Source organism: Klebsiella sp. RC2 (genome assembly GCF_014192815.1).
GTDB lineage: Bacteria > Pseudomonadota > Gammaproteobacteria > Enterobacterales > Enterobacteriaceae > Klebsiella > Klebsiella variicola.
The window spans coordinates 140,449-165,173 of the sequence record NZ_JACHYL010000006.1; the positions used below are offsets into that span (position 1 = coordinate 140,449).

The window sequence follows — 24,725 nt, forward strand, 5'->3', positions numbered from 1 at the left end:
TTAACGTACCTTCAGCGTCGCCAGGCCAATCAGCACCAGCATCAGCGAGATAATCCAGAAGCGCACGATAACGCGCGGCTCCGGCCAGCCCTTCAGTTCATAGTGATGGTGAATCGGCGCCATACGGAAGATGCGCTGACCGCGCAGCTTAAAGGAGCCAACCTGCAGGATCACCGACAGAGTCTCCACGACGAAAACGCCGCCCATAATCACCAGCAGGAATTCCTGACGCAGCAGCACGGCGATAATGCCCAGCGCGCCGCCAAGCGCCAGCGAACCGACGTCGCCCATAAAGACCTGCGCCGGATAGGTGTTAAACCACAGGAAGCCCAGACCCGCGCCGACAATCGCCGTACAGACGATCACCAGCTCGCCAGCATGGCGCAGATAAGGAATGTGCAGGTAGTTGGCGAAGTTCATGTTGCCGGTAGCCCATGCCACCAGCGCAAAGCCGGCAGCGACGAAGACGGTCGGCATAATCGCCAGGCCGTCGAGGCCATCGGTCAGGTTGACGGCGTTGCCGGTACCGACGATAACGAAGTAAGCCAGCAGGATATAGAGCAGGCCCAGCTGCGGCATCACGTCTTTAAAGAATGGCACCACCAGCTCGGTCGCCGGGGTGTCTTTCCCGGCCAGATAGAGCGCGAACGCCACGCCCAGCGCGATCACCGACATCCAGAAATACTTCCAGCGGGCGATCAGGCCTTTGGTATCTTTGCGCACGACTTTACGGTAATCATCAACAAAGCCGATGATCCCGTAGCCGATTAATACCGTCAGTACGCACCAGACGTACGGGTTGGAGGGGTAAGCCCACAGCAGAACGGAGACGGTGATCGCAGTGAGGATCATGATCCCCCCCATGGTCGGCGTGCCGCGTTTGCTGAAATGGGACTCCGGACCGTCGTTACGTACAACCTGGCCGAAGGAGAGTTTTTGCAGACGGGCGATCATGCGCGGGCCCATCCACAACGAGATGAACAGCGCGGTCAGCAGGCTGACGATGGCGCGAAACGTCAGATAAGAAAAGACGTTAAAGCCGGAATAATATTTGACCAAATGTTCGGCCAGCCATACTAACATGTCCAAGTCTCCTGTAATGCGCGTACTACCTCTTCCATGGCGGCACTACGTGAACCCTTCACTAAAATGGTCATTATCTTGTGCTCCGCCAGCAGCTCGCGCAGGCGAGCCACTACTGCGGCTTTATCATTAAAATGTTCGCCCACGCCGCTGGCGCGGCTGATATCCGCGCTCAAGGTGCCGACGCTGAGGACGCAATCCAGCCCCGCCGCTTTCGCTGCCTCGCCGACTTCGCGATGGCAGGCCGCGCTTTCCGCGCCAAGCTCCGCCATATCGCCGACCACCATCGCCCGGAAGCCGGGCATCTCTGACAGTACCTGCACCGCCGCGGTCATCGAACCAACGTTGGCGTTGTAGGAGTCATCCAGCAGCAGCTGGCTCTCCGTCAGCCGGATCGGGAACAGACGCCCCGGAACGGCCTTCAGCTGCGCCAGACCGGCTTTTACCGCCGCCAGATCGGCGCCTACCGCCATCGCCAGCGAGGTCGCCGCCAGCGCGTTAGCGATGTTATGGCGTCCCGGCAGCGGCAGCAGGACGTCAACGTTGCCGGTTGGGGTCTGCAGCGTAAATTCGGTACCGTGGCTGGTGATCTGCACGTTGGTCGCCGTGAAGTCGCTGTTGGCCGCATTCGGTGAGAAGCGCCACACTTTGCGATCGCCAATCACCGCCTGCCAGTTCAGCCAGTCGTTGTTATCAGCATTGAGAATGGCGATGCCGTTTTCCGGCAGACCGGTATAGATTTCGCCCTTCGCCTTCGCCACGCCCGCCAGCGAGCCGAAACCTTCGAGGTGCGCCGCAGCAAGGTTGTTGACCAGCGCGGCTTCCGGACGCGTCAGGCTGACGGTCCAGGCGATTTCGCCCTGGTGGTTGGCGCCGAGTTCGATCACCGCGTACTGATGCTCTTTAGTCAGGCGCAGCAGCGTCATCGGTACGCCGATATCGTTGTTCAGGTTGCCAGCGGTATACAGTGTGTTGCCGCACTGGCTAAGGATCGCCGCGGTCATCTCTTTGACCGAGGTTTTACCGGACGAGCCGGTCAGGGCGACGACGCGGGTCGGTACCTGCTGACGCACCCAGGCGGCTAACTCGCCGAAAGCCTGGCGGGTATCTTTCACGATCACCTGCGGGAGATCGCAGGCCAGCGGACGGCTCACCAGCAGCGCGCCGGCGCCAGCTGCTTTCGCCTGTTCGGCAAAATCATGAGCGTCGAAACGCTCGCCTTTCAGCGCCACAAACAGGCAGCCCGCCGTCACTTTACGGGTATCGGAGGTCACCTCGTCGATAGCGATGTCGCTACCCTGCCGTTCGCCATGGGCGATCGCGGCGAGCTGGCTTAACGTAAAGCGAATCATGCTACCGCTCCCAGCAGACGCGCGACGGTGACGCGGTCGGAATAATCCAGACGGCGATTGCCGACGATCTGGTAATCTTCATGGCCTTTACCCGCCACCAGCACCACGTCGTTCTCTTTCGCCTGCATCACGGCGTTGGTGACCGCTTCCGCGCGGCCTTCCATCACCTTCGCATGACCCGCATCGAGCATGCCGGCCAGAATATCGTTGATAATCGCCCGCGGCTCTTCGGTGCGCGGGTTGTCATCAGTGACCACCACGATGTCGGCAAATTCTTCAGCGATAGCGCCCATCAGCGGACGCTTGCCTTTGTCACGGTCGCCGCCGCAGCCGAAAACGCACCACAGCTTGCCGCTGCAGTGCAGGCGCGCGGCCTGCAGCGCTTTTTCCAGCGCGTCAGGCGTATGGGCGTAATCCACCACCACGGCCGGTTTACCGGGCGCGCTGAACACTTCCATACGGCCGCATACCGGCTGTAAACGCGCTGCGGTTTTCAGCAGATCGGCCAGCGGATAGCCCAGCGCCAGCAGCGTCGCCAGCGCCAGCAGCAGGTTGCTGACGTTAAAGGCGCCCATCAGGCGGCTTTCGATTTCACCGTTGCCCCAGCTGGAGTCAAACTGAATGGTCGCGCCGCTGTCGTGATAGTTGACCGCGGTGGCCTTCAGCCAGCGGCCGTGGCAGTTCGGATTGATATGATCTTCCATCGACACCGCCACCGCATCCGGCAGCTTCGCCAGCCAGCGACGCCCCACTTCATCGTCAGCGTTGACGATGGCCTGGCCGCAATGGTGGGTCGAGTACAGCAGCCATTTCGCCGCTTCGTAGTGCTCCATGTCGCCATGGTAGTCGAGGTGGTCGCGGCTCAGATTGGTAAACACCGAGGCGGCAAACTGCAGCGCCGCCACGCGGTGTTGCACCAGACCGTGGGAAGAGACTTCCATCGCGCCGAAGGTTGCCCCCTGCCCGACCAGACTGGAGAGCACATGCTGAACGTCTACCGCAGAACCGGTGGTATTTTCGGTCGGCACGACTTTATCCAGCAGGCCGTTGCCAACGGTCCCCATCACTGCGCTGGTTTCGCCGAGCAGCTTCGCCCACTGCGCCAGCAGTTGAGTGGTGGTCGTTTTACCGTTAGTACCGGTGACGCCCACCAGACGCAGCTGCTGCGACGGCTGATGATAAAAACGCCCGGCCAGCGCCGATAAGCGTTCGTTAAGCTGGCTCAGGTAAATAACCGGCACGCCGTGCATTTCACGGATCTCACCGTCTTCAGCCTCGCCCTGCGCTTCAGCAATAATGGCAGCCACACCTTGCGCTATCGCCTGCGGGATATAACGACGCCCGTCCGCCTGATGACCCTGTACCGCGATAAAGAGATCGCCGGAAGCAGCCACCCGGCTGTCCAGCGTCATCTCTCGCAGAATGCGCTCCGGTGCGTTTGGCACCCACGGAGCGAGTAGGTCGCGCAAATTACGATCTGCCACCTGTTCCCTCGCCTTGATTAATTACAAATTCACTTTTTTCGCCCGTTGCCAGCGCATCCGGCTCAATGTTCATGGTGCGCAATACGCCGCCCATGATGGCACCGAAGACCGGCGCGGAAACGGCGCCACCGTAGTATTTACCTGCCTGCGGGTCGTTGATCACCACCACCAGCGCGAAGCGCGGATGGCTGGCGGGCGCAACGCCTGCGGTGTAAGCAATATATTTGTTGATATAGCGGCCATCCGGCCCCACTTTTTTCGCCGTACCGGTTTTAATCGCGATGCGATAGCCTTTGATCGCCGCTTTCACGCCGCCGCCGCCGGGCAGCGCCACGCTTTCCATCATATGAACGACGGTACGAACGAGTGATTCCGGGAAGACGCGCTCGCCCGGAACCGGTGGATCAACCTTGGTAATTGACAGCGGGCGATAGATGCCATAGCTGCCAATCGTTGCGTAGACTCGCGCTAACTGTAACGGGGTTACCATTAGCCCGTAGCCGAAAGAAAAGGTGGCCCTCTCTATGTCAGACCACCGTTGTTTTTGAGGATATAAGCCACTGCGTTCTCCGACCAACCCCAAATTGGTCGCCTTTCCAAGCCCAAAACGTGAGTAAGTATCTACTAACGCTGAGGACGGCATCGCTAACGCCAGCTTAGAAACACCGACGTTACTCGACTTCTGTAGCACCCCGGTCAGGGTCAATTCGCTATAACGCGCCACGTCTTTGATTTCGTGGCCGTTAATTCGATAGGGAATGGTATTCAGCACGGTATTTTCGTTGACGATGCCGCGCTGCAGCGCCGTCATCACCACCATCGGTTTCACCGTCGAACCCGGTTCGAATACGTCGGTGATAGCGCGGTTACGCATGGTGTCTTTCGCCGTACCGGCGAAGTTGTTCGGGTTATAGGAGGGGCTGTTGGCCATCGCCAGCACTTCCCCGGTGTTAACGTCCACTAACACGGCGCTGCCCGACTCGGCTTTGTTAAAGGCCACGGCGTTGTTCAGCTCGCGATAGACCAGCGCCTGCAGACGTTCGTCGATGCTCAGCGCCAGGTTGTGCGCCGCCTGGCTGTCGGTAGAAGAGATATCTTCAATGACCCGGCCATAGCGGTCTTTACGCACGATACGCTCGCCCGGCTGGCCGGTAAGCCATTTATCAAAGCTTTTTTCGACCCCTTCAATCCCCTGGCTGTCGACGTTGGTAAAGCCAATGAGGTGAGCAGTCACTTCTCCGGAAGGGTAATAACGACGGGACTCTTCACGCAGATGAATGCCCGGCAGCTTTAGCTTTTTGATGTAGTCGGCCATGTCAGGGTTTACCTGACGCGCCAGATAGATAAAACGCATCCGCGGATTGGTATTGATGCGCGTTGCCAGCTGATCCAGCGGCATATTGAGGGCGTCCGCCAGCGCCTTCCAGCGCGTATCCAGGGTGACCCCGCCAGCATCATGCAGCTCCTTCGGATCGGCCCAGATAGCCTTCACCGGTACGCTGACCGCCAGCGGCCGCCCGGAGCGGTCGGTAATCATCCCGCGCGCGGTAGACACTTCCTGGACGCGCAGCGAGCGCATATCGCCCTGACGCACCAGCATGTCGGGGCTGACCACCTGGAGCCAGGCGACACGACCCAGCAGGAAAGTCAGCGCCAGCAGAATACAGCCGCACAGCAACGCAAAACGCCAACTGATAAAGTTGGCCTGTTCTTCCTGACGCTTTGCTTTTGGCGTTTTTGGCGCTGCTTTCATCCGTCGCAATAATCCTTATTTCTGTACAACGATATTTTCTTGTGATGGATCGACGTGTTGCATCTGCAACTTCTCGGTCGCGATCCGCTCAACCCGACTGTGATCGCCGAGCGCGTTCTCTTCGAGGATCAGGTTGCGCCACTCGATATCCAGGGCGTCGCGTTCCAGAACCAGTTGTTCACGCTGCGCGGTCAGCAGGCGCGTATGGTGCGCGGTGGTGACCACGGTAATCGCCGTAATAATGATGCAAATGAACAGGCAGAGTGGCAGTTTCCCAAACCGCAGAAGGTCGTCCCCGATCACGCCAGGCAAAGCATGGCGCTCGTTGCTTCCAATCGACCCTTTAACCTTGCTTAAGGCCTCTGTCACTCTGCCGATCATGCGTTCGTCCTCTCTGCAATACGCAGCACTGAACTACGGGCACGTGGATTCTCTGCCACCTCTTCTTCGCCCGGCATCAACTTGCCTAGTGCTCGTAACTCACGGCCGCCCAGTTTTTTGAGCTGCGCTTCGGTCATCGGTATTCCCGCCGGAACCTGCGGACCGCGGCTTTGTTCACGCATAAAGCGCTTCACAATGCGATCTTCCAGCGAATGAAAACTAATGATCGATAGCCGCCCACCCGGGGCCAGCACGCTGAGCGAGCTTTTTAGCGCCTGCTCTATCTCCTCCAGTTCACTGTTTACCCATATGCGCACCGCCTGGAAGGTACGGGTCGCGGGATGTTTATGCTTATCTTTTACCGGCATCGCCGCAGCAATGACCTCCGCCAGCTCTTTGGTGCGGGTCATCGGTTCAATACGGTTACGTTCGACGATCGCGCGGGCGATACGTTTACCGAAACGCTCTTCGCCGAAGGTTTTAATCACCCAGGCGATATCGGCTTCTTCTGCCGTCTGCAGCCACTCGGCCGCGGACTGACCGCGCGTCGGATCCATGCGCATGTCCAGCGGCCCGTCGCGCATAAAGGAAAAGCCGCGTTCCGCATCGTCAAGCTGCGGGGAAGAGACGCCGAGATCGAGCAGAATGCCGTCGATCTTACCGGTAAGATTACGCTCGTCGACGTAGTCAGCGAGCTGTGAAAAAGGACCATGTACGATGGAAAAGCGGGGATCATCGATGGTTTTCGCGACGGCAATCGCCTGTGGATCGCGATCGATTGCCAGCAAGCGTCCTTCCGCTCCCAGCCGGGAGAGGATCAGGCGCGAGTGACCACCGCGGCCAAAAGTACCATCAATATAGATACCGTCTGGACGAATATTGAGGCCGTTGACGGCTTCATCCAGAAGTACCGTAGTATGTTTATAATTTTCCATCATTTTTATAAGGACAAATCCTGCAGGCGCTCCGACAGTTCACCGGTCGCGGACTGCTCAGCGTCGATATCTTCCTTGACCCGTTGATACCAGGTCGTTTCATCCCACAGTTCAAACTTATTAAACTGCCCGACCAGCATCACTTCTTTTGTCAGCCCGGCATGCTGCCGTAACACCGGCGCGATGAGCAATCGTCCGGCATTATCCATCTGACATTCGCTGGCATGACCCAGAAGCAAACGCTGTACGCGCCGCTCAACGGGATTCATGCTCGATAAACGCGACAATTTCTGCTCGATGATTTCCCATTCAGGCAATGGATAAAGCAGCAGGCACGGGTGATGAATGTCAATGGTGCATACCAATTGACCGGCAGCGTCCTCGATCAGCCCATCGCGATAGCGCGTTGGCACGGCCAGGCGGCCTTTGCTGTCGAGATTGACCAACGTTGCTCCACGGAACATGCCAGCCTCACCCCTTTTCGCCACTTTATCCCACAAATTCCCACCAGAAGGAGTTTACGGAGCGGAGGAAAAGCTTGTCAAGCCAGCACGGATGCCAACAGAGCTCAAAAACCCATTATTTACAGCCGACATTAGCCCTGATGAAAAAATCATCAACAGGCGAGGCAAATTAACGTTATGAATACGTGTAAGAAAATAACCAACAAACTCGTAACAGTTATAAACAACAAAATATCTTCGGCGGGAAAATATAAAGTGTCAGTTTGCGACGCGAGCGGCATTTTAGGCCATTATGCCGGTCGTTAACAGTACCTGTTGCTGGCTGAGGGGCGGACCAGACGCGGGATAGGGCAGAAGAGAAAGGCTGGGGCGTACAAAATGAGTGTTAATTCAGCAATTAACCTGGTGAATGTAACAAAATAATACAATTAAAGCCTGCGCAATCATTTTTTGTGTCCCGTTTTGAGTAACAAAACGATTGCCAGCGAATTAAACAAAATAACACGTAAAGAAGTTTAGGGATTTGTCTGAAATATATTCAGTTTTGCATTTTGGACGTCAATTGCCTGATTAATCGCCAAAGGCCTGCTTTCCGGCAGGCCCGCCAGGAATATTCCTGGGCTCTGGCGATATTGCGCGCTTAGCGGCGATTCAGGCTACCGCGACGATAGAGATTACGGCGAATACGGCTCAGGCCCGGCTTTGGCTTGCGCGGTTCATCGAGGCTGGCGAGGACGATCTCCAGCACCCGCTCAGCGACATCGCGATGGCGCTGAGCCACTGCCAGCACCGGGCACTGCAGAAAATCGAGCAGCTCATTATCGCCGAAGGTGGCGATCGCCAGCTCGGAGGGCAGTTTGCCCTCACGGCGCAGCGTCACATCCATCACGCCCTGCAGCAACGGGAAAGAGGTAGTAAACAGCGCCTGAGGCATCGGATGGGTTTCAAGCCATTTCTCAAACAGCTGAGCCGCGGCTTCGCGCTCATAGCTGTTGGCATAGAGATAATGCACCTCGCGCGGATCGTCCTGCCAGGCTTTGCGGAAGCCCTGCTCGCGCAGGAAGCTCACCGACAGTTCCGGCAGCGCGCCGAGATAAAGTACCGTTTCGCCAGGGAAGGTCCGCAGCTCGGCAGCGAGCATTTCAGCGTCATCCTGATCAGCGCCGACCACACTGGTGAAATGCTCGCGGTCAAGGGCGCGGTCAAGCGCGACAATCGGAAACGGATCGTTAGCCCAGCGTTGATAGAAAGGGTGCTCCGGCGGCAGCGAGGTAGAGACAATGATAGCGTCCACCTGGCGCTGCAGCAGATGCTCAATGCAGCGCATCTCGTTATCGGGTTGATCCTCAGAACAGGCAATCAGCAGCTGATAGCCACGCTGACGCGCCTGACGTTCGAGATAATTTGCAATGCGGGTATAGCTGGTATTTTCGAGATCCGGGATCACCAGACCGATAGATCGTGTGCGTCCTGCACGCAGGCCAGCGGCGACCGCATTCGGATGATAGTTATGCTCCCGCACCACAGCCATCACCTTTTCGACCGTTTTATCGCTTACGCGGTACTGCTTCGCTTTGCCATTAATCACATAGCTCGCGGTGGTTCTTGAAACACCGGCCAGCCGGGCGATTTCATCCAGTTTCACAATTGCCCCTTGGGTAAGAAGTGCCAAACATAACCATTATTCAGGTATGGAACCCTTTTTATAACATCTAAGCGCAGAATAGTTAGCGCAGCAACCGCTTTCGCTTACAGTTCCTACTGATTTCGCAAAAAAAAAGCCCGACAGTCGCTGCCGGGCTATTTTTGCATCAGTTCCCGATCCTCAGCGCATGATTTTATCACCGCGAGACAGGCCGACCACACCGGAGCGAGCCACTTCTACGATCCGAGCGACATCGCGCAGCGAAGCCAGGAAAGCATCAAGCTTATCACTGGTTCCGGCGAGCTGAACGGTATAGATAGAAGGCGTCACATCGATAATCTGTCCGCGAAAGATTTCGGTGTTGCGTTTCACTTCTTCACGGCCATAGCCGCTGGCCTGAACCTTCACCAGCATGATTTCGCGTTCGACATGGGCCCCCTGCCCCAATTCGCTGACTCGCAGCACATCCACCAGCTTGTGCAGCTGCTTTTCAATCTGCTCGATCGCTTTTTCATCGCCCACGGTCTGGATGGTCATTCTGGAGAGCGTAGGGTCGTCCGTCGGCGCCACAGTCAGGCTTTCTATATTATAGCCGCGCTGGGAAAAGAGGCCGATAACGCGGGACAATGCGCCCGATTCGTTTTCCAGTAATACCGATAATATCCGGCGCATAATCAGGTCCTCTCCGTTTTGCTCAACCACATCTCATCCATGCCGCCGCCGCGGATCTGCATGGGGTACACATGCTCACTGCCGTCGACGGTGACATCGACAAACACCAGCCGGCGCTGACGCACCTGCTCCAGCGCTTCAGCAAGCTTTGACTCCAGCTCCTGCGGCTCGCTGATGCGGATCCCGACGTGACCATAGGCTTCCGCCAGACGCACAAAGTCCGGCAGCGATTCCATATAGGACTGGGAGTGGCGCCCGGAATAGAGCATATCCTGCCACTGCTTCACCATCCCGAGATAGCGGTTGTTGAGGTTAAGCACCAGAACCGGTAACTCATACTGCAGCGCAGTAGAGAGTTCCTGAATGTTCATCTGGATACTGCCGTCACCGGTCACGCAGACCACCATTTCGTCCGGCAGAGCCATTTTGACCCCCAGCGCAGCCGGTAGGCCAAAGCCCATGGTGCCGAGACCACCGGAGTTAATCCAGCGCCGTGGTTTGTCGAAGGGGTAATACAGGGCGGCGAACATCTGGTGCTGGCCCACATCGGAAGTGACGTAGGCATCGCCCTGGGTCAACCGCCAGATAGTTTCAATCACCGCCTGCGGTTTGATTTTATCGCTCCGGTCGTCGTAGCGCAGACAATGGCGGGCACGCCACTGCTCGATCTGTTGCCACCAGTCGCGAATGTCGTCCAGCGGCTGCTGCGTCTCTTCCTGGTCCAGTAGCTCCAGCATCTGCTCCAGTACCAGCCGGGCATCGCCGACGATCGGCACATCCGCCGGCACGGTTTTCGAGATCGAGGTCGGATCGATATCAATATGCAGCACCGTCGCGTTCGGACAGTACTTGGCCAGATTGTTGGTGGTCCGATCGTCAAAGCGGACGCCGACGGCGAAAATGACGTCCGAATGGTGCATGGTCATGTTGGCTTCATAGGTGCCGTGCATACCCAGCATCCCCAGCGCCTGCGGGTGCGTCGCCGGGAAAGCGCCAAGCCCCATCAGGGAGGAAGCAACCGGCAGCTTCAGCTTTTCCACCAGTTCACGCAGCTGGGGTTCGCAATGCGCATTGATCGCCCCGCCGCCGACGTAAACGACCGGCTTACTCGCCGCCACCAGGGTCTGCAGGGCGCGTTTAATCTGTCCCTTATGACCGCTGGTGGTCGGGTTATACGAACGCATACTCACCGCCTCCGGCCAGGCGTACGGCAGCTTTTTCGCCGGATTGAGAATATCTTTCGGTAGATCGACCACCACCGGTCCGGGGCGACCGCTGGCCGCCAGCCAGAAGGCTTTCTTCAGGACACCGGGAATATCTTCGGTCTGCTTCACCAGGAAACTGTGCTTCACCACCGGACGGGAAATCCCCACCATGTCGCACTCCTGGAAGGCATCGTAGCCGATCAGCGATGTCGCCACCTGCCCGGAGAGGATCACCAGCGGAATGGAATCCATATAGGCCGTCGCGATACCGGTGATGGCGTTCGTCGCCCCTGGTCCAGAGGTGACCAGCACGACGCCAACCTCGCCGGTCGCCCGCGCCAGGCCATCCGCCATATGCACTGCCGCCTGCTCGTGGCGAACCAGCACATGATCGATACCGCCAAGGGTATGTAACGCATCATAGATATCGAGGACTGCGCCTCCGGGATAGCCGAATACTTGCTTGACGCCCTGATCGACAAGCGATTGGACGACCATCTCGGCTCCTGACAACATCTCCATGGTTTGCCTCCAGGCTTATTGTTTTACGACAGCGGAACTCAATTTCCGCGCGCTCGCACGATGCGGAGGAGAGACCCTCCGCACTGAGGTGAATGGACTGCATGCCACTACCATAACTGCTCGCCAGCAGGCAGGCAATTCGCCGCAGGGGATGTGTTATCCCCGTAATAAGAAGAAAAGAAAGCGGAGAAGTGAAAATATGGTGGATTGCTTCAGAGATAAGAAAAGGGAATGGTAAATACTCGGAGAAAAGGCGTGATAGCAGGAATTGATCCATTTTTCACGAACCCAACGAATGCCTCGAACAGGTCAAACAGAACAAAATTCTGCATTATCGAATTTACATCATATAAAAAAAGGAGCCGAAGCTCCTTTTATCCTCGTTGCCATCGGCTCAGCGCTTGCAAATATCCACCAGCAGCTCTTCCATCCACTGATGGCCTTTATCGCGGCCAGCCGCTTCATGCCACGAGAGATAGCAGGTCCGGCTGTTAACCTTCAACGGCAAAGGTAATATTTGCAGGGCTAATTTATCGGCAAACTCATTGGCCAGCCAGCGCGGGGCAATCGCCACCATCTGAGTTTGCGATACCACGTTTAATACGCTGACCATCGCATTACCCTGATAGGCGATACGCGCCTGTTTATCGGCCGTGTCATACCACGGTAAACTGAATGAGGCATACCGATCGAGAGCCACCGTAGCATGCTCCTCACGATAAATATCCGCCTCCATCACCGGCCCGGAAATACGGGGATGGTTGCGACTGGCCACCAAAACCATTTCGTCTTTGAATAACGGGACGCAGGCAAACTCAGGGCGACGGAACTCTTCATAACCGATCACAAATTCCGTTTCCTGATAACGTAACTGATGTTCCGTATTTTGATTCAGCGCGGATTTAAAGACCAAATGAATATTGGGTGCGATCTCCGCAACTTTATTAAAAATAACCGACGTCAGGATGTTATCCAGCGGGCTGCAGACGCACAGATGGAAAACGCGCTCACTGCTTAGCGGTTCAAAACCGGAGCCCGGCAATTCGTTTTGGACCAGCTGCAGCGCCTGGCGCACAGAACCAAAAAGCTGATAGGCCCGCGCCGTCGGCTGAATACCGCGGCCATAGCGCACAAACAGCTCATCATTAAACATCACTTTCAGACGTGAAACCGCGTTACTCACCGCGGGTTGAGACATGCCGAGCGTATGGGCGGCACGGGTGATATTCTGCTCTTGCATAACCGCATCAAAAACGGTGAGCAGATTGAGATCAACCATCCGTAGTTGAGGTTTAACGACTTCCTGTCCGGGGGCTGATTTATATTCTGGAGTGTCAATTAACATATCTAATTCCGCCGTCACGATGAATTCCCTTTACTAAACCGCTATAATTAGCGTCGAAAATATCATTTATCATGCAAATGACATTTGCAAAATAGCAAAGGAGATTTTTAGGAATATATCAAGGCTATGAGTGGCAGTGAAAAAGCGGGACTACCAGGAAAATGAACCGCTCAAACCATACCGGTTACTTAATGATGATGAGTGTACCCATAATCCGTAAAAATAAAAACAACACCACTAGTTAACTGTAACTTAAGCAATAATAAAGTATTTTATTTTTAACCTCATAAAATTAACAACTGCTTATCATTGAAAAATAATCCGCTAATGAGCAAATACATTCATAAGGAAAATAAATATAATATTTTCATTCAGATAGCTTTTTTTGCCGCCTCGTTCACGGTTCATCGTGGCCGATGCGTTGAATGCAAAGCACTTTTTCAAATGAAACAATTGAGGACGCGCCTCCCTTTGTCCAAAATAGGATCTTCGGCAAAACAGGGCTTGCATCAGCACAATTTGCTAATTCACATCGAGAGCCAATAACGCTTTTTCCGTGCCAGGGGTTGACTTTAAAACGGCTATCCAGTAACTCTAAAAGCATAACGATTTCATCTGGAGTTTGACGCAATGATTCGCACCGCTCGTATCACCAGCCTACTACTACTAAACGCATGCCATTTGCGCGGTAGGCTGTTGGGCGACGTTCAGCGTTAAGTCATCTTCCAGCAAGACTATAAAACCCGCGCCTTGGCGCGGGTTTTTTTATGCTCGTCAACAAGGCGCCAGGACACAGACTAAGGATCCAAACCATGAGCCAGCAAGTCATTATTTTCGATACGACCTTACGTGATGGCGAACAAGCGTTACAGGCAAGCCTGAGTGTCAAAGAGAAGCTGCAGATCGCTCTGGCCCTTGAGCGTATGGGGGTCGACGTAATGGAAGTCGGTTTCCCGGTCTCTTCCCCGGGCGATTTTGAATCGGTGCAAAGTATCGCGCGCACCATCAAAAACAGTCGTGTTTGCGCTCTGGCGCGCTGCGTTGAGAAAGATATCGATGTGGCAGCAGAATCCTTAAAGGTGGCTGAAGCTTTCCGCATCCATACCTTTATTGCAACCTCGCCGATGCATATCGCCACCAAACTGCGCAGCACGCTGGATGAAGTGATTGAGCGCGCGATCTATATGGTGAAGCGGGCGCGCAACTACACTGACGATGTCGAATTCTCTTGTGAAGACGCCGGCCGCACGCCGATTGCCGATCTGGCTCGCGTCGTCGAAGCGGCGATCAACGCTGGCGCCACCACCATTAATATCCCGGACACCGTCGGCTACACCATGCCGTTCGAATACGCCAACATTATCAGCGGCCTGTATGATCGCGTGCCGAATATCGACAAAGCGATTATTTCCGTCCACACCCATGATGACCTGGGCATCGCCGTCGGTAACGCCCTCGCCGCGGTCCACGCCGGTGCGCGCCAGGTAGAAGGCGCGATGAACGGTATCGGCGAACGCGCTGGCAACTGTGCGCTGGAAGAAGTGATCATGGCGATCAAAGTGCGCAAAGACATCATGAACGTGCACACCAACATTAATCATCATGAAATCTGGCGCACCAGCCAGACCGTCAGCCAGATCTGCAATATGCCTATCCCGGCCAACAAAGCCATCGTCGGCACCGGCGCCTTCGCCCACTCCTCCGGCATCCACCAGGACGGCGTACTGAAGAACCGCGAAAACTACGAAATCATGACTCCGGAATCCATCGGCCTGAACCAGGTACAGCTGAACCTGACTTCCCGCTCCGGTCGCGCGGCGGTGAAACACCGGATGGAAGAGATGGGTTACCAGGAGAGCGATTACAACCTGGATCATCTGTACGACGCGTTCCTGAAGCTGGCGGACAAAAAAGGCCAGGTCTTCGATTACGATCTGGAAGCGCTGGCGTTTATCAACAAGCAGCAGGAAGAGCCGGAGCATTTCCGCCTGGACTACTTCAGCGTCCAGTCTGGCTCCAGCGATATCGCCACCGCTTCAATCAAGCTGGTCTGCGGGGATGAAATCAAAACCGAAGCCGCTAATGGCAACGGTCCGGTCGACGCCATCTACCAGGCTATTAACCGCGTGACAAACTACAACATTGATTTAGTGAAGTATGGCTTAAGTGCGAAAGGCCACGGCAAAGACGCCCTGGGCCAGGTGGATATCGTCGTTGACTACAACGGCCGCCGTTTCCACGGGGTTGGCCTGGCCACAGATATCGTTGAGTCGTCAGCAAAAGCCATGGTTCACGTGCTGAACAACATCTGGCGCGCCGCCGAAGTCGAAAAAGAATTGCAACGCAAAGCTCAGAATAAAGAGAACAATAAGGAAACCGTGTAATGTCGAAGAATTACCATATTGCCGTTTTGCCGGGTGATGGCATTGGCCCGGAAGTGATGAACCAGGCGATGAAAGTACTGGAAGCCGTGCGCCAACGTTTTGCCATGCACATTACCACCAGCCAGTATGACGTCGGTGGGGCGGCTATTGACCGTCAGGGGACTCCCCTGCCGCAGGCGACCGTCGCCGGATGCGAACAGGCGGATGCGATCCTGTTCGGCTCCGTCGGTGGTCCGAAATGGGAACACCTGCCGCCCGCCGAGCAGCCAGAGCGCGGTGCGCTGCTGCCGCTGCGTAAACACTTCAAACTGTTCAGCAATCTGCGTCCGGCCAAACTGTACCAGGGGCTGGAGGAGTTCTGCCCGCTGCGCGCCGACATCGCTGCCAACGGCTTCGACATTCTCTGCGTTCGCGAACTGACCGGCGGCATCTACTTCGGCCAGCCAAAAGGCCGCGAAGGCAGCGGTCAGCATGAGAAAGCCTTTGATACCGAGGTGTATCACCGCTTTGAAATCGAACGTATCGCGCGCATCGCTTTTGAATCCGCTCGTAAGCGTCGTCACAAAGTGACCTCCATCGATAAGGCCAACGTCCTGCAGTCGTCCATTCTGTGGCGCGAAATCGTCACCGAGATCGGCAAGGAGTATCCGGACGTTGAGCTGGCGCATATGTATATCGATAACGCCACCATGCAACTGATTAAAGATCCGTCCCAGTTCGACGTGCTGCTGTGCTCCAACCTGTTTGGCGACATCCTCTCCGACGAGTGCGCGATGATCACCGGCTCGATGGGTATGCTGCCGTCCGCGAGCCTTAACGAACAAGGTTTTGGCCTGTATGAACCAGCGGGCGGCTCGGCGCCGGACATCGCGGGCAAAAATATCGCTAACCCGATCGCGCAGATCCTCTCTCTGGCCCTGCTGCTGCGCTACAGCCTCGACGCTGACGAAGCGGCGACCGCCATTGAAAGCGCCATCAACCGTGCCTTAGAGGAAGGGGTTCGTACTGGCGACCTGGCGCGCGGAACGGCGGCGGTCAGTACTGATGAAATGGGCGATATCATTGCCCGCTATGTCGCAGAAGGGGTGTAATCATGGCGAAGACGTTATACGAAAAATTATTTGATGCGCACGTAGTGTATGAGGCGCAGAACGAAACCCCGCTGCTGTACATCGACCGCCATCTGGTGCACGAAGTGACCTCCCCGCAGGCGTTTGACGGCCTGCGCGCGCATGGCCGCCAGGTGCGCCAGCCGGGTAAAACCTTCGCGACCATGGATCACAACGTCTCGACGCAGACCAAAGATATCAACGCGTCCGGCGAGATGGCCCGTATCCAGATGCAGGAGCTGATTAAGAACTGTAAAGAGTTTGGCGTTGAGCTGTATGACTTAAATCACCCATACCAGGGTATCGTCCACGTCATGGGCCCGGAGCAGGGCGTCACCCTGCCGGGGATGACCATTGTTTGCGGTGACTCCCATACCGCCACCCACGGCGCGTTCGGGGCCCTGGCGTTCGGTATCGGCACCTCCGAAGTGGAGCATGTGCTGGCGACCCAGACCCTGAAACAGGGCCGCGCGAAGACCATGAAAATCGACGTGCAAGGCAAAGCGGCGCCGGGCATTACCGCCAAAGATATCGTGCTGGCCATCATTGGTAAAACCGGTAGCGCCGGCGGCACCGGCCATGTGGTTGAGTTCTGCGGCGAAGCGATCCGCGATCTGAGCATGGAAGGGCGTATGACCCTGTGCAACATGGCGATCGAGATGGGCGCCAAAGCGGGCCTGGTCGCGCCGGACGAAACCACCTTCAATTACGTACGCGGCCGTCTGCATGCGCCGAAAGGCAAAGATTTTGACGATGCCGTCGCGTACTGGAAAACCCTGAAAACCGACGATGGCGCGACGTTTGATACCGTGGTGACGCTGCAGGCGGCGGAGATTGCCCCGCAGGTGACCTGGGGCACCAACCCGGGCCAGGTGATCTCAGTGACGGATAATATCCCCGATCCGGCGTCATTCAGCGATCCAGTGGAACGCGCCAGCGCCGAAAAAGCGCTGGCCTACATGGGCCTGAAATCCGGGATCCCGCTGACGGATGTGGCTATCGATAAAGTGTTTATCGGCTCCTGCACCAACTCGCGAATCGAAGATTTACGCGCCGCGGCGGAAATCGCTAAAGGGCGTAAAGTGGCGCCGGGTGTCCAGGCGCTGGTGGTGCCGGGTTCCGGTCCGGTGAAAGCGCAGGCGGAAGCGGAAGGCCTGGATAAGATCTTCATCGAAGCCGGCTTTGAGTGGCGCTTACCGGGTTGCTCGATGTGTCTGGCAATGAACAATGACCGCCTGAATCCGGGCGAGCGCTGTGCCTCCACCAGCAACCGTAATTTTGAAGGCCGTCAGGGCCGCGGCGGACGCACGCACCTGGTGAGCCCGGCAATGGCCGCAGCGGCAGCTGTTACCGGTCATTTCGCCGATATCCGTAATCTGAAGTAAGGAGACCATCATGGCAGAGAAATTTACCCAACATACCGGCCTGGTGGTTCCGCTGGATGCTGCAAACGTCGATACCGACGCGATTATTCCCAAGCAGTTTTTGCAGAAAGTGACTCGCACCGGCTTCGGCGCCCACCTGTTTAACGACTGGCGCTTTCTCGACGATAAAGGCCAGCAGCCGAACCCGGATTTTGTGCTGAATTTCCCGCAATACAAAGGGGCGTCAATCCTGCTGGCACGTGAAAACTTCGGCTGCGGCTCCTCGCGCGAGCACGCGCCGTGGGCGTTGACCGATTACGGCTTTAAGGTCGTGATTGCGCCAAGCTTTGCCGATATCTTTTACGGCAACAGCTTCAATAACCAGCTGCTGCCGGTGACCCTGAGCGACGAGCAGGTCGACGAGCTGTTCAAGCTGGTGCAGGCCAACCCGGGCATGACGTTTGAAGTGGATCTGGAAGCGCAGGTGGTTAAAGCTGGGGATAAAACCTACAGCTTTAAGATCGACGACTTCCGCCGCCACTGTATGCTCAACGGCCTGGATAGCATCGGCCTGACGCTGCAGCACGGAGAGGCGATTTCCGACTATGAACGCAAGCTGCCGGCGTTTATGAATTAACCTTCGGGCCCGGTCATTTGACCGGGCTTTTTAATTTTATCGCGGCGGAAATTGCGATCTCACGCACAAAAACCAATATTGATTCGCTGATTGTCAGGCCTTGACCCCACCCTGCCCCACACCATAAAGAAGAATCATTCCGCTTTCCTTCTCTTCCTCTTCGTTGTTTATGTATTATCCCTTCACTGCAAGTAAAAATAAGGCACGAGTGTTTAATATAAAAATATAAGAATGTGAAAGAAGCGTTAATCTCATAGAGAACCCCTATAGCTCAGAACAAAAAAAAACATTATTTTTCGATTTTTCCCCTCGCTATCTTTGCCCACAGAGAAATATTAACTAAGGACACGCCCGGGCCCCCGCATATCGGCCTCCCGGCCTCCTGTGGAGAGAAGAGATGAGCCACTATCCGCACCTTTTCAGTCCGTTGACCATCAACGGCATGACGCTAAAAAACCGCATTATCATGCCCCCTATGGGCACCAATATGGCCACGCTCAACGGCGAGGTGTCGCAGGAACAGCTGGAATACTATGAACTGCGGGCCAAAGGCGGCACCGGACTTATCACCATCGAAAACATCTGTATTGATTTTCCCTTTGCTTCCAACGGCACCACGCAGTTACGCATCGATAACGATCAATATATTCCGCGGCTGTTTAAATTAACCGAGACCCTGCATAAACATGGCGCCTGCGTATCCATTCAGTTAAATCATGCTGGCGCTTCGGCGTACGCCTACCGCCTTGACGGTCAGACGCCACTCTCTTCCTCCACGACGCCCTCGAAAAAGCACGGAAATATTCCACGCCCAATGACGCATGAGGAAATTTATCATGCCGTTGAAAAGTTTGGTGATGCCGCGGAGCGCGTTCGTCGTGCGGGTTTTGACAGCGTCGAAATTCATGCCGGTCATTCCTATTTAATTAGCCAGTTTTTATCGCCATTATTTAATAAGCGCACCGATGAATTTGGCGGCAGCGTCGAAAACCGCACCCGGATATTAAGTCTGATTATCGATAAAGTGCGCGCCTGCGTGGGGCCGCGTTTTCCGGTCAGCCTGCGCATCAGCGCCGACGACTTCCTCAAGGGGGGCAATACCCTCGAAGATTCCCTGCGCATCCTTGAACTCTGCCAGGATAAGGTCGATATCATCAACGTCTCTGCGGCGCAGAATGACAACCTGAATCTGCAAATCGATCAGATGTCGCTGGAGGATGGCTGGAAGCGCTACCTCTCCCGCGCGGTGCGCGATAAATTCCATAAGCCCACGGTCATCGCCGGCAATATTCGCTCACCACAGGTGGCCGAGGATATTCTCGCCAGCGGCGATGCCGACCTTATTGCCATTGGCCGCGGCCTGATTGCCGAGCCGGAGTGGGTGCAGAAGGTGCAAGGCGGTAAAGAGCGCCTGATGCGCAAATGCATCTCCTGCAATATCGGTTGCGCTGACCATCGTATCGCCCGCTCGCGCCCGCTGCGCTGTTCGATTAACCCGGACATCATCCACGGCGATGCCTACAAAATGCGCCGCGTCAGTCGCGAAACGAACGTGGTGGTCATCGGCGCTGGCACCGCCGGGATGGAAGCCGCCTGCACGGCGGCGGAAGTCGGTTGCCATACCTGGCTGCTGGAGGCGAAAAACCACGTCGGCGGCCTCGCCAGCGATATCTCCCGTCTGCCGGAGAAAAAGCGTATCGCCGATTTCCCGCAGTTTATGAAAAATCGCATCGCCTCGCTGGACAACCTGATGCTGCAGGTCGGCAAATGTGCCGACGTGGCCTCAGTTTCCGCCCTACATCCGCATCTGATTGTCAACGCCACCGGCTCAACGCCGCTGCTGCCGCCCATTGAGGGCTTGCGGGAAAACATTGATACCGCGGACGGCAAAGTCTTTTCCATTACCGGCATGATCGACAACCTGGCGAAATTTACCGATATCGAGGGTAAACGTATCGCCGTCGTCGGCGCAGGCGCCGTTGGCCTCGACGTTATCGAATACTTTACGGCGCGCGGCGCGCAGGCGGTATTAATCGAAATGCAGGACGCCGCCGGTCGCGACCTCGACATCATTACCAAAAATGCCATGTTGACCATGCTCGACGAGCACCAGGTCGAACAGCACATGAATACCCAACTGATGGCAGTCGCTGCCGACCATTTCCGGGTGAAAAATACACAGCAAACCTTCGATATCCCCTTTGACTACGGCTTTGTCTGCCTGGGGATGCGCGCCAACCGGACGGGTCTCGACGAGATCGAGCGCTGGGCCAATGCCAATAACGTCAAAATCATGAATATCGGCGACAGCCTGATGGCGCGGCGCATTATCGACGGCATCCGCGAAGGCCGCAACGTGCTGGATACCCTGGAAGACATGGGTGCGCTGGGCAGTCGCGAAGCACAACGAATTCCCTTTCTAACTTATTGAGGATTTTTGTCATGGCAGAACGTATTACTGGACACACTGAGCTGATTGGCCTGATCGCCACCCCGATTCGCCACAGCATGTCACCCACCATGCATAACGAGGCTTTCGCCCATCTCGGGCTGGACTATGTTTATCTGGCTTTTGAAGTCGGTAATCAGGAGCTGAAGGACGTTGTGCAGGGCTTTCGGGCAATGAAGCTGCGCGGCTTTAATGTCTCTATGCCGAACAAAACCGAAATTTGCCAGTATCTCGATAAGCTGTCGCCGGCGGCGCAGCTGGTCGGGGCGGTCAACACCGTGGTCAACGACGATGGCGTACTGACCGGGCATATCACCGACGGCACCGGCTATATGCGCGCCCTTAGCGAAGCGGGTATCGATATCATCGGCAAGAAGATGACCGTGCTCGGCGCCGGCGGCGCGGCGACCGCCCTCTGCGTCCAGGCGGCGCTGGATGGCGTGAAGGCAATCTCCATCTTTAACCGCCGCGATAAATTCTTCGCCAACGCCGAAGAAACGGTAGCTAAGATCCGCAACAACACCAACTGCGAGATCCATCTGTTCGATCTCGACGATCATGACAAGCTGCGCGCCGAAATCGACAGCAGCGTGATCCTGACCAATGCCACCGGCGTTGGCATGAAGCCGTTCGAAGGCCAAATGTTGCTGCCGAACGACAGCTTCCTGCGCCCGGATCTGATCGTCTCTGACGTCGTCTACAACCCGCGTAAAACCCACCTGCTGGAAGTGGCGGAGAAAAAAGGTTGCCGCACCCTGAACGGTCTGGGGATGATGCTGTGGCAAGGCGCGCGCGCGTTCGAAATCTGGACGGGTAAACAGATGCCGGTTGATTACATCAAGAGCATTCTGTTCTAAGAGGCGAATGATGAAAAATAAATACATCCCTACTGCGGCAGGGCTGTATCTCAACTACCTGATTCACGGCATGGGGGTGCTCTTAATCACCCTCAACATGGCCCATCTTCAGGAACAGTGGGGAACAGACGCTGCTGGCGTATCCATCGTTATCTCCTCGTTAGGTATCGGCAAGCTGGCGACCATTGTGACCGGCTTTTTGTCGGATCGCTTTGGCCGTAAGCCTTTTATTTATCTGGGGATCCTCAGCTATCTGATCTTCTTCGTCGGCATCCTGCTGACTAAAAATATCTATCTGGCCTACGTCTTCGGCATTATGGCGGGCCTGGCGAATAGCTTCCTCGACTCCGGAACCTATCCGGCGCTAATGGAGTCTTTCCCGCACTCCGCCAGCCGGGCCAACGTGCTGATCAAAGCCTTCGTTTCCGCCGGACAGTTCCTGCTGCCATTCATTATCAGCTTCCTGATCTGGGCGAATCTGTGGTTCGGCTGGTCGTTCGTCATTGCGGCGGGACTGTTTGTCCTGAGCGGCATCTACCTGCTCAAAATGCCATTCCCGGATAGCCAGTCGGCGAAAAAAGAGGAGGCCCCTACGGCGCAGGCGGAAGCAACTGCCCGGCCGCAGGCTAATAAGCTGGATATGGTGATCTTCACCCTGTACGGCTACATTGGCATGGCAACCTTCTATCTGGTCAGTCAGTGGCTGGCGCAGTACGGTCAATTCGTGGTCGGCCTGCCCTACGCCTCGGCGATTAAACTGCTTAGCATCTATACCGTCGGTTCGCTGGTCTGCGTCTTCGTGACCGCCGCCTTCGTCAAAGAGGTGTTCAGCTCAGCCATCGCCATGATCATCTATACTGGCCTGTCGATGATTTCGCTGCTGCTGGTGTGCCTGTTCCCGACGCCGATGATGGTCACCGGCTTCGCCTTTATCATCGGCTTTGCCGCCGCCGGCGGGGTACTGCAGTTGGGAGCAACAATCATGGCAATGAGTTTCCCGAACGGAAAAGGCAAAGCAACCGGGATCTTCTACACCGCCGGCAGTATCGCCAGCTTCACGATCCCCCTGATCACCGCAAAGCTTTCGCAGATCAGTATTGCCAGCATTATGTGGTTTGATTTTGCAATCGCCGTGATCGGCTTTGTGATCGCCCTGTACATCGGCTATCGTCAACTGCAGGCTCGGGCGGCGCAAAAAGTGTCCCGCACCGCAGTCACCGCCTGAGGTTCAACGCGAACAATAATGGATACCTACATGACAAATGCAGTAACCGTAAAGAACATCACCTTTCAGGAAGGGGAAACCCTCATTTGTGTACCGCTGATCGGCAAAACCCTCGATGAGATACTGGGTAACGCCCATGGTCTGGTCGATGCCGGCGCCGATATTATCGAATGGCGCGTTGACCACTTTACCCAGGTCAGAGACATGACCCAGGTGATGGCCGCGCTGGCGGAAATCCGTGGCGCGCTGAAAGCGCTCCCGCTGCTGTTCACCTTCCGCAGCAAGAAAGAAGGTGGCGAAACCGAGATCAGCGACGAAGCGTACTTCGCGCTCAATCGCGAAGCCGCGCGCAGCGGACTGGTTGATGTTATCGATATCGAGCTATTCAATGATGAAGCGCAGATCCGCGCGCTGGTTGACGATGCGCATGCCGCGGGCGTCAAGGTGATCATGAGTAACCATGATTTCCACAAGACTCCCGCTCAGGAAGATATTATCTATCGCCTGCGCCGCATGCAGGATCTGGGCGCCGACCTGCCGAAGATCGCGGTGATGCCGCAGTCGCCGCAGGACGTTCTGACCTTGCTTGCCGCTACGCTGACCATGAAAGAAAAATATGCCACTCGCCCGCTGATTACCATGTCGATGGGCAAATCCGGTGGCGTTAGCCGGGTTACCGGGCGCTTATTCGGCTCGGCGATGACCTTCGGTACCGTAGGACAGGCTTCTGCGCCAGGACAGATCGCCATCGCCAAACTACGTGAAGTGATGGATATTCTCTCCTGATGCCCGAATGGCCCGGAGGCGATCTCCGGGCCATCCGCTAACAGAGATTCTGGCTGTCGTGGATAACCACATTTTTAAATGACTGTAGCGCCGGGGAAAGTAACCGATCTTTCATTGTCGCCAGATAGATATAGCGTGGGGGGATGGTGTTTTTAATCTTCAGGATGTGAACGTTGTAATAGGAGAGCGCGGAGATCCGCGGCATAATCGCGATCCCATAGTCAATACTGACCAGCCCGGCCATCGCGGTATCCTCATCCACGTAGCAGGCGATCTCCGGCACCAGCTTTTGCTGCATAAACACATTATCGATAAATGGACGTAAACCGCTATTCTCTGAAAAATAGATATAGGGATAATGAATCGTCTCTACCAGATCGACCTCATGTTCATACAGGCGGGCCAACGGATGATCCTTCGCCGTGACCACCACCAGCTCCTGCTGAATAACAGGAATAAAATCGATATCCGGCTCATCCGCAATATAAGAGCAAATCGCCAGATCGACTTTGCCAGCTTTCAGCTCCTGCAATAGGGTCAGCGATGTCCCCTGAGTAAAAGAAAAAGTAACGTTGTGACATTCAGGTGAAAGAGAATATTGATTAATTAACTGCGGAACAACATATTCGCCCATCGTGTAAATAAAGGCGATGCGAATATTCTCTTTATTCTCGGCGCCATTTTTTTGTAATGTCATCCGGCCATTCTCCAGCGAGGCCAGCGCATCTTCGACATACGGCAAAAAACGCTTGCCGTTTTGCGTAATTTTAACGTTCCGTCCCTGTCTGGCGAACAGCGCGACCCCTAACTCCTTCTCCAGCTCCGATATCGCATGGCTTAGCGAGGGCTGGGTGATGCACAGACTGGAGGCGGCTTCGGTGTAATGTTCGGTTTCAGACAGACGTTTAAAATAATAAAGTTGCTTTAGGTTCATTATTTTTGCCCGTATAATATAAGAATAAATGCACTGACGCTAATATACCATGCAAGCCACCAATAATGTGCGAGAGCGGGTAAATATCGGCGTTACATCAAATATTCTTTTGTGAAGCGTATGAATGTGCAACAAAGCG

Annotated in this window: 21 protein-coding genes; 9 read left to right on the plus strand and 12 right to left on the minus strand. The window is 55.7% G+C overall.

Going from position 1 to position 24,725, the window contains the following annotated elements:
• The 11 genes from mraY to leuO all read right to left on the minus strand — a co-directional run bounded on the left by mraY (nucleotide 1) and on the right by leuO (nucleotide 12,859).
• A complete protein-coding gene (gene mraY, locus FHW76_RS18870) occupies nucleotides 1-1,083 on the minus strand; it encodes a phospho-N-acetylmuramoyl-pentapeptide-transferase (RefSeq protein WP_008807434.1) in 1,083 nt (360 codons plus the stop codon).
• Nucleotides 1,077-2,435, minus strand: a complete 1,359-nt coding sequence (gene murF / locus FHW76_RS18875) for a UDP-N-acetylmuramoyl-tripeptide--D-alanyl-D-alanine ligase (RefSeq protein WP_022066127.1) — start codon at nucleotides 2,433-2,435, stop codon at nucleotides 1,077-1,079. The genes mraY and murF overlap by 7 nt, the downstream gene beginning before the upstream one ends.
• A complete protein-coding gene (murE, locus tag FHW76_RS18880) occupies nucleotides 2,432-3,919 on the minus strand; it encodes a UDP-N-acetylmuramoyl-L-alanyl-D-glutamate--2,6-diaminopimelate ligase (protein ID WP_008807436.1) in 1,488 nt (495 codons plus the stop codon). Before murE ends, murF begins: the two co-directional genes overlap by 4 nt.
• The gene (locus FHW76_RS18885; RefSeq protein ID WP_008807437.1) at nucleotides 3,906-5,672 is read right to left on the minus strand and encodes a peptidoglycan glycosyltransferase FtsI; all 1,767 of its coding nucleotides are present in this window, start codon (nucleotides 5,670-5,672) and stop codon (nucleotides 3,906-3,908) included. Before FHW76_RS18885 ends, murE begins: the two co-directional genes overlap by 14 nt.
• A gap of 15 nt (nucleotides 5,673-5,687) precedes the next feature.
• Complete coding sequence (ftsL, locus tag FHW76_RS18890; protein ID WP_002888550.1) at nucleotides 5,688-6,053, minus strand: cell division protein FtsL; 366 nt, start codon at nucleotides 6,051-6,053, stop codon at nucleotides 5,688-5,690.
• Nucleotides 6,050-6,991: a 16S rRNA (cytosine(1402)-N(4))-methyltransferase RsmH gene (gene rsmH, locus FHW76_RS18895; RefSeq protein ID WP_008807438.1), complete on the minus strand. Its 942-nt coding sequence runs from the start codon at nucleotides 6,989-6,991 to the stop codon at nucleotides 6,050-6,052. The genes ftsL and rsmH overlap by 4 nt, the downstream gene beginning before the upstream one ends.
• 2 nt (nucleotides 6,992-6,993) lie before the next feature.
• On the minus strand, nucleotides 6,994-7,452 hold the full coding sequence (mraZ, locus tag FHW76_RS18900) for a division/cell wall cluster transcriptional repressor MraZ (RefSeq protein ID WP_012542858.1): 459 nt from the start codon (nucleotides 7,450-7,452) through the stop codon (nucleotides 6,994-6,996).
• Between the two features lie 640 nt (nucleotides 7,453-8,092).
• Nucleotides 8,093-9,097: a catabolite repressor/activator gene (gene cra / locus FHW76_RS18905; protein ID WP_004145952.1), complete on the minus strand. Its 1,005-nt coding sequence runs from the start codon at nucleotides 9,095-9,097 to the stop codon at nucleotides 8,093-8,095.
• 180 nt (nucleotides 9,098-9,277) lie between these two features.
• Nucleotides 9,278-9,769, minus strand: coding sequence for an acetolactate synthase small subunit (gene ilvN, locus FHW76_RS18910; protein WP_002888536.1), 492 nt, complete (start codon nucleotides 9,767-9,769; stop codon nucleotides 9,278-9,280).
• A 2-nt stretch (nucleotides 9,770-9,771) separates the two neighbouring features.
• Nucleotides 9,772-11,496, minus strand: a complete 1,725-nt coding sequence (ilvI, locus tag FHW76_RS18915) for an acetolactate synthase 3 large subunit (protein WP_023297065.1) — start codon at nucleotides 11,494-11,496, stop codon at nucleotides 9,772-9,774.
• A 394-nt stretch (nucleotides 11,497-11,890) separates the two neighbouring features.
• The gene (gene leuO / locus FHW76_RS18920; RefSeq protein WP_072121929.1) at nucleotides 11,891-12,859 is read right to left on the minus strand and encodes a transcriptional regulator LeuO; all 969 of its coding nucleotides are present in this window, start codon (nucleotides 12,857-12,859) and stop codon (nucleotides 11,891-11,893) included.
• Between the two features lie 612 nt (nucleotides 12,860-13,471).
• Between leuO and leuL the strand changes: the two genes are divergently transcribed.
• The 9 genes from leuL (at nucleotide 13,472) to aroD (ending at nucleotide 23,652) form a co-directional block, all read left to right on the plus strand.
• Nucleotides 13,472-13,558: a leu operon leader peptide gene (gene leuL / locus FHW76_RS18925; protein ID WP_004222662.1), complete on the plus strand. Its 87-nt coding sequence runs from the start codon at nucleotides 13,472-13,474 to the stop codon at nucleotides 13,556-13,558.
• A gap of 95 nt (nucleotides 13,559-13,653) precedes the next feature.
• Nucleotides 13,654-15,225 (plus strand): 2-isopropylmalate synthase, encoded by a 1,572-nt coding sequence (gene leuA / locus FHW76_RS18930; RefSeq protein ID WP_008807443.1) that lies wholly within the window; start codon nucleotides 13,654-13,656, stop codon nucleotides 15,223-15,225.
• Nucleotides 15,225-16,316 (plus strand): 3-isopropylmalate dehydrogenase, encoded by a 1,092-nt coding sequence (leuB, locus tag FHW76_RS18935; protein WP_008807444.1) that lies wholly within the window; start codon nucleotides 15,225-15,227, stop codon nucleotides 16,314-16,316. Before leuA ends, leuB begins: the two co-directional genes overlap by 1 nt.
• A 2-nt stretch (nucleotides 16,317-16,318) precedes the next feature.
• Nucleotides 16,319-17,719 (plus strand): 3-isopropylmalate dehydratase large subunit, encoded by a 1,401-nt coding sequence (gene leuC / locus FHW76_RS18940; RefSeq protein ID WP_008807445.1) that lies wholly within the window; start codon nucleotides 16,319-16,321, stop codon nucleotides 17,717-17,719.
• Nucleotides 17,720-17,729: 10 nt separating this feature from the next.
• Complete coding sequence (gene leuD, locus FHW76_RS18945) at nucleotides 17,730-18,335, plus strand: 3-isopropylmalate dehydratase small subunit (protein ID WP_008807446.1); 606 nt, start codon at nucleotides 17,730-17,732, stop codon at nucleotides 18,333-18,335.
• Nucleotides 18,336-18,732: 397 nt separating this feature from the next.
• Nucleotides 18,733-20,766, plus strand: a complete 2,034-nt coding sequence (locus tag FHW76_RS18950; protein ID WP_064166842.1) for an FAD-dependent oxidoreductase — start codon at nucleotides 18,733-18,735, stop codon at nucleotides 20,764-20,766.
• 11 nt (nucleotides 20,767-20,777) lie between these two features.
• Nucleotides 20,778-21,641, plus strand: coding sequence for a shikimate dehydrogenase (locus FHW76_RS18955; protein WP_008807448.1), 864 nt, complete (start codon nucleotides 20,778-20,780; stop codon nucleotides 21,639-21,641).
• A gap of 10 nt (nucleotides 21,642-21,651) precedes the next feature.
• Nucleotides 21,652-22,866, plus strand: a complete 1,215-nt coding sequence (locus tag FHW76_RS18960; RefSeq protein ID WP_012542861.1) for an MFS transporter — start codon at nucleotides 21,652-21,654, stop codon at nucleotides 22,864-22,866.
• A gap of 30 nt (nucleotides 22,867-22,896) precedes the next feature.
• Complete coding sequence (aroD, locus tag FHW76_RS18965; protein ID WP_012968942.1) at nucleotides 22,897-23,652, plus strand: type I 3-dehydroquinate dehydratase; 756 nt, start codon at nucleotides 22,897-22,899, stop codon at nucleotides 23,650-23,652.
• 37 nt (nucleotides 23,653-23,689) lie between these two features.
• Here aroD and FHW76_RS18970 read toward each other — a convergent pair whose 3' ends face one another.
• Entirely contained in the window at nucleotides 23,690-24,586 is an 897-nt protein-coding gene (locus tag FHW76_RS18970) for a LysR family transcriptional regulator (protein WP_012542863.1), read from the minus strand.
• Nucleotides 24,587-24,725: the final 139 nt, after the last annotated feature.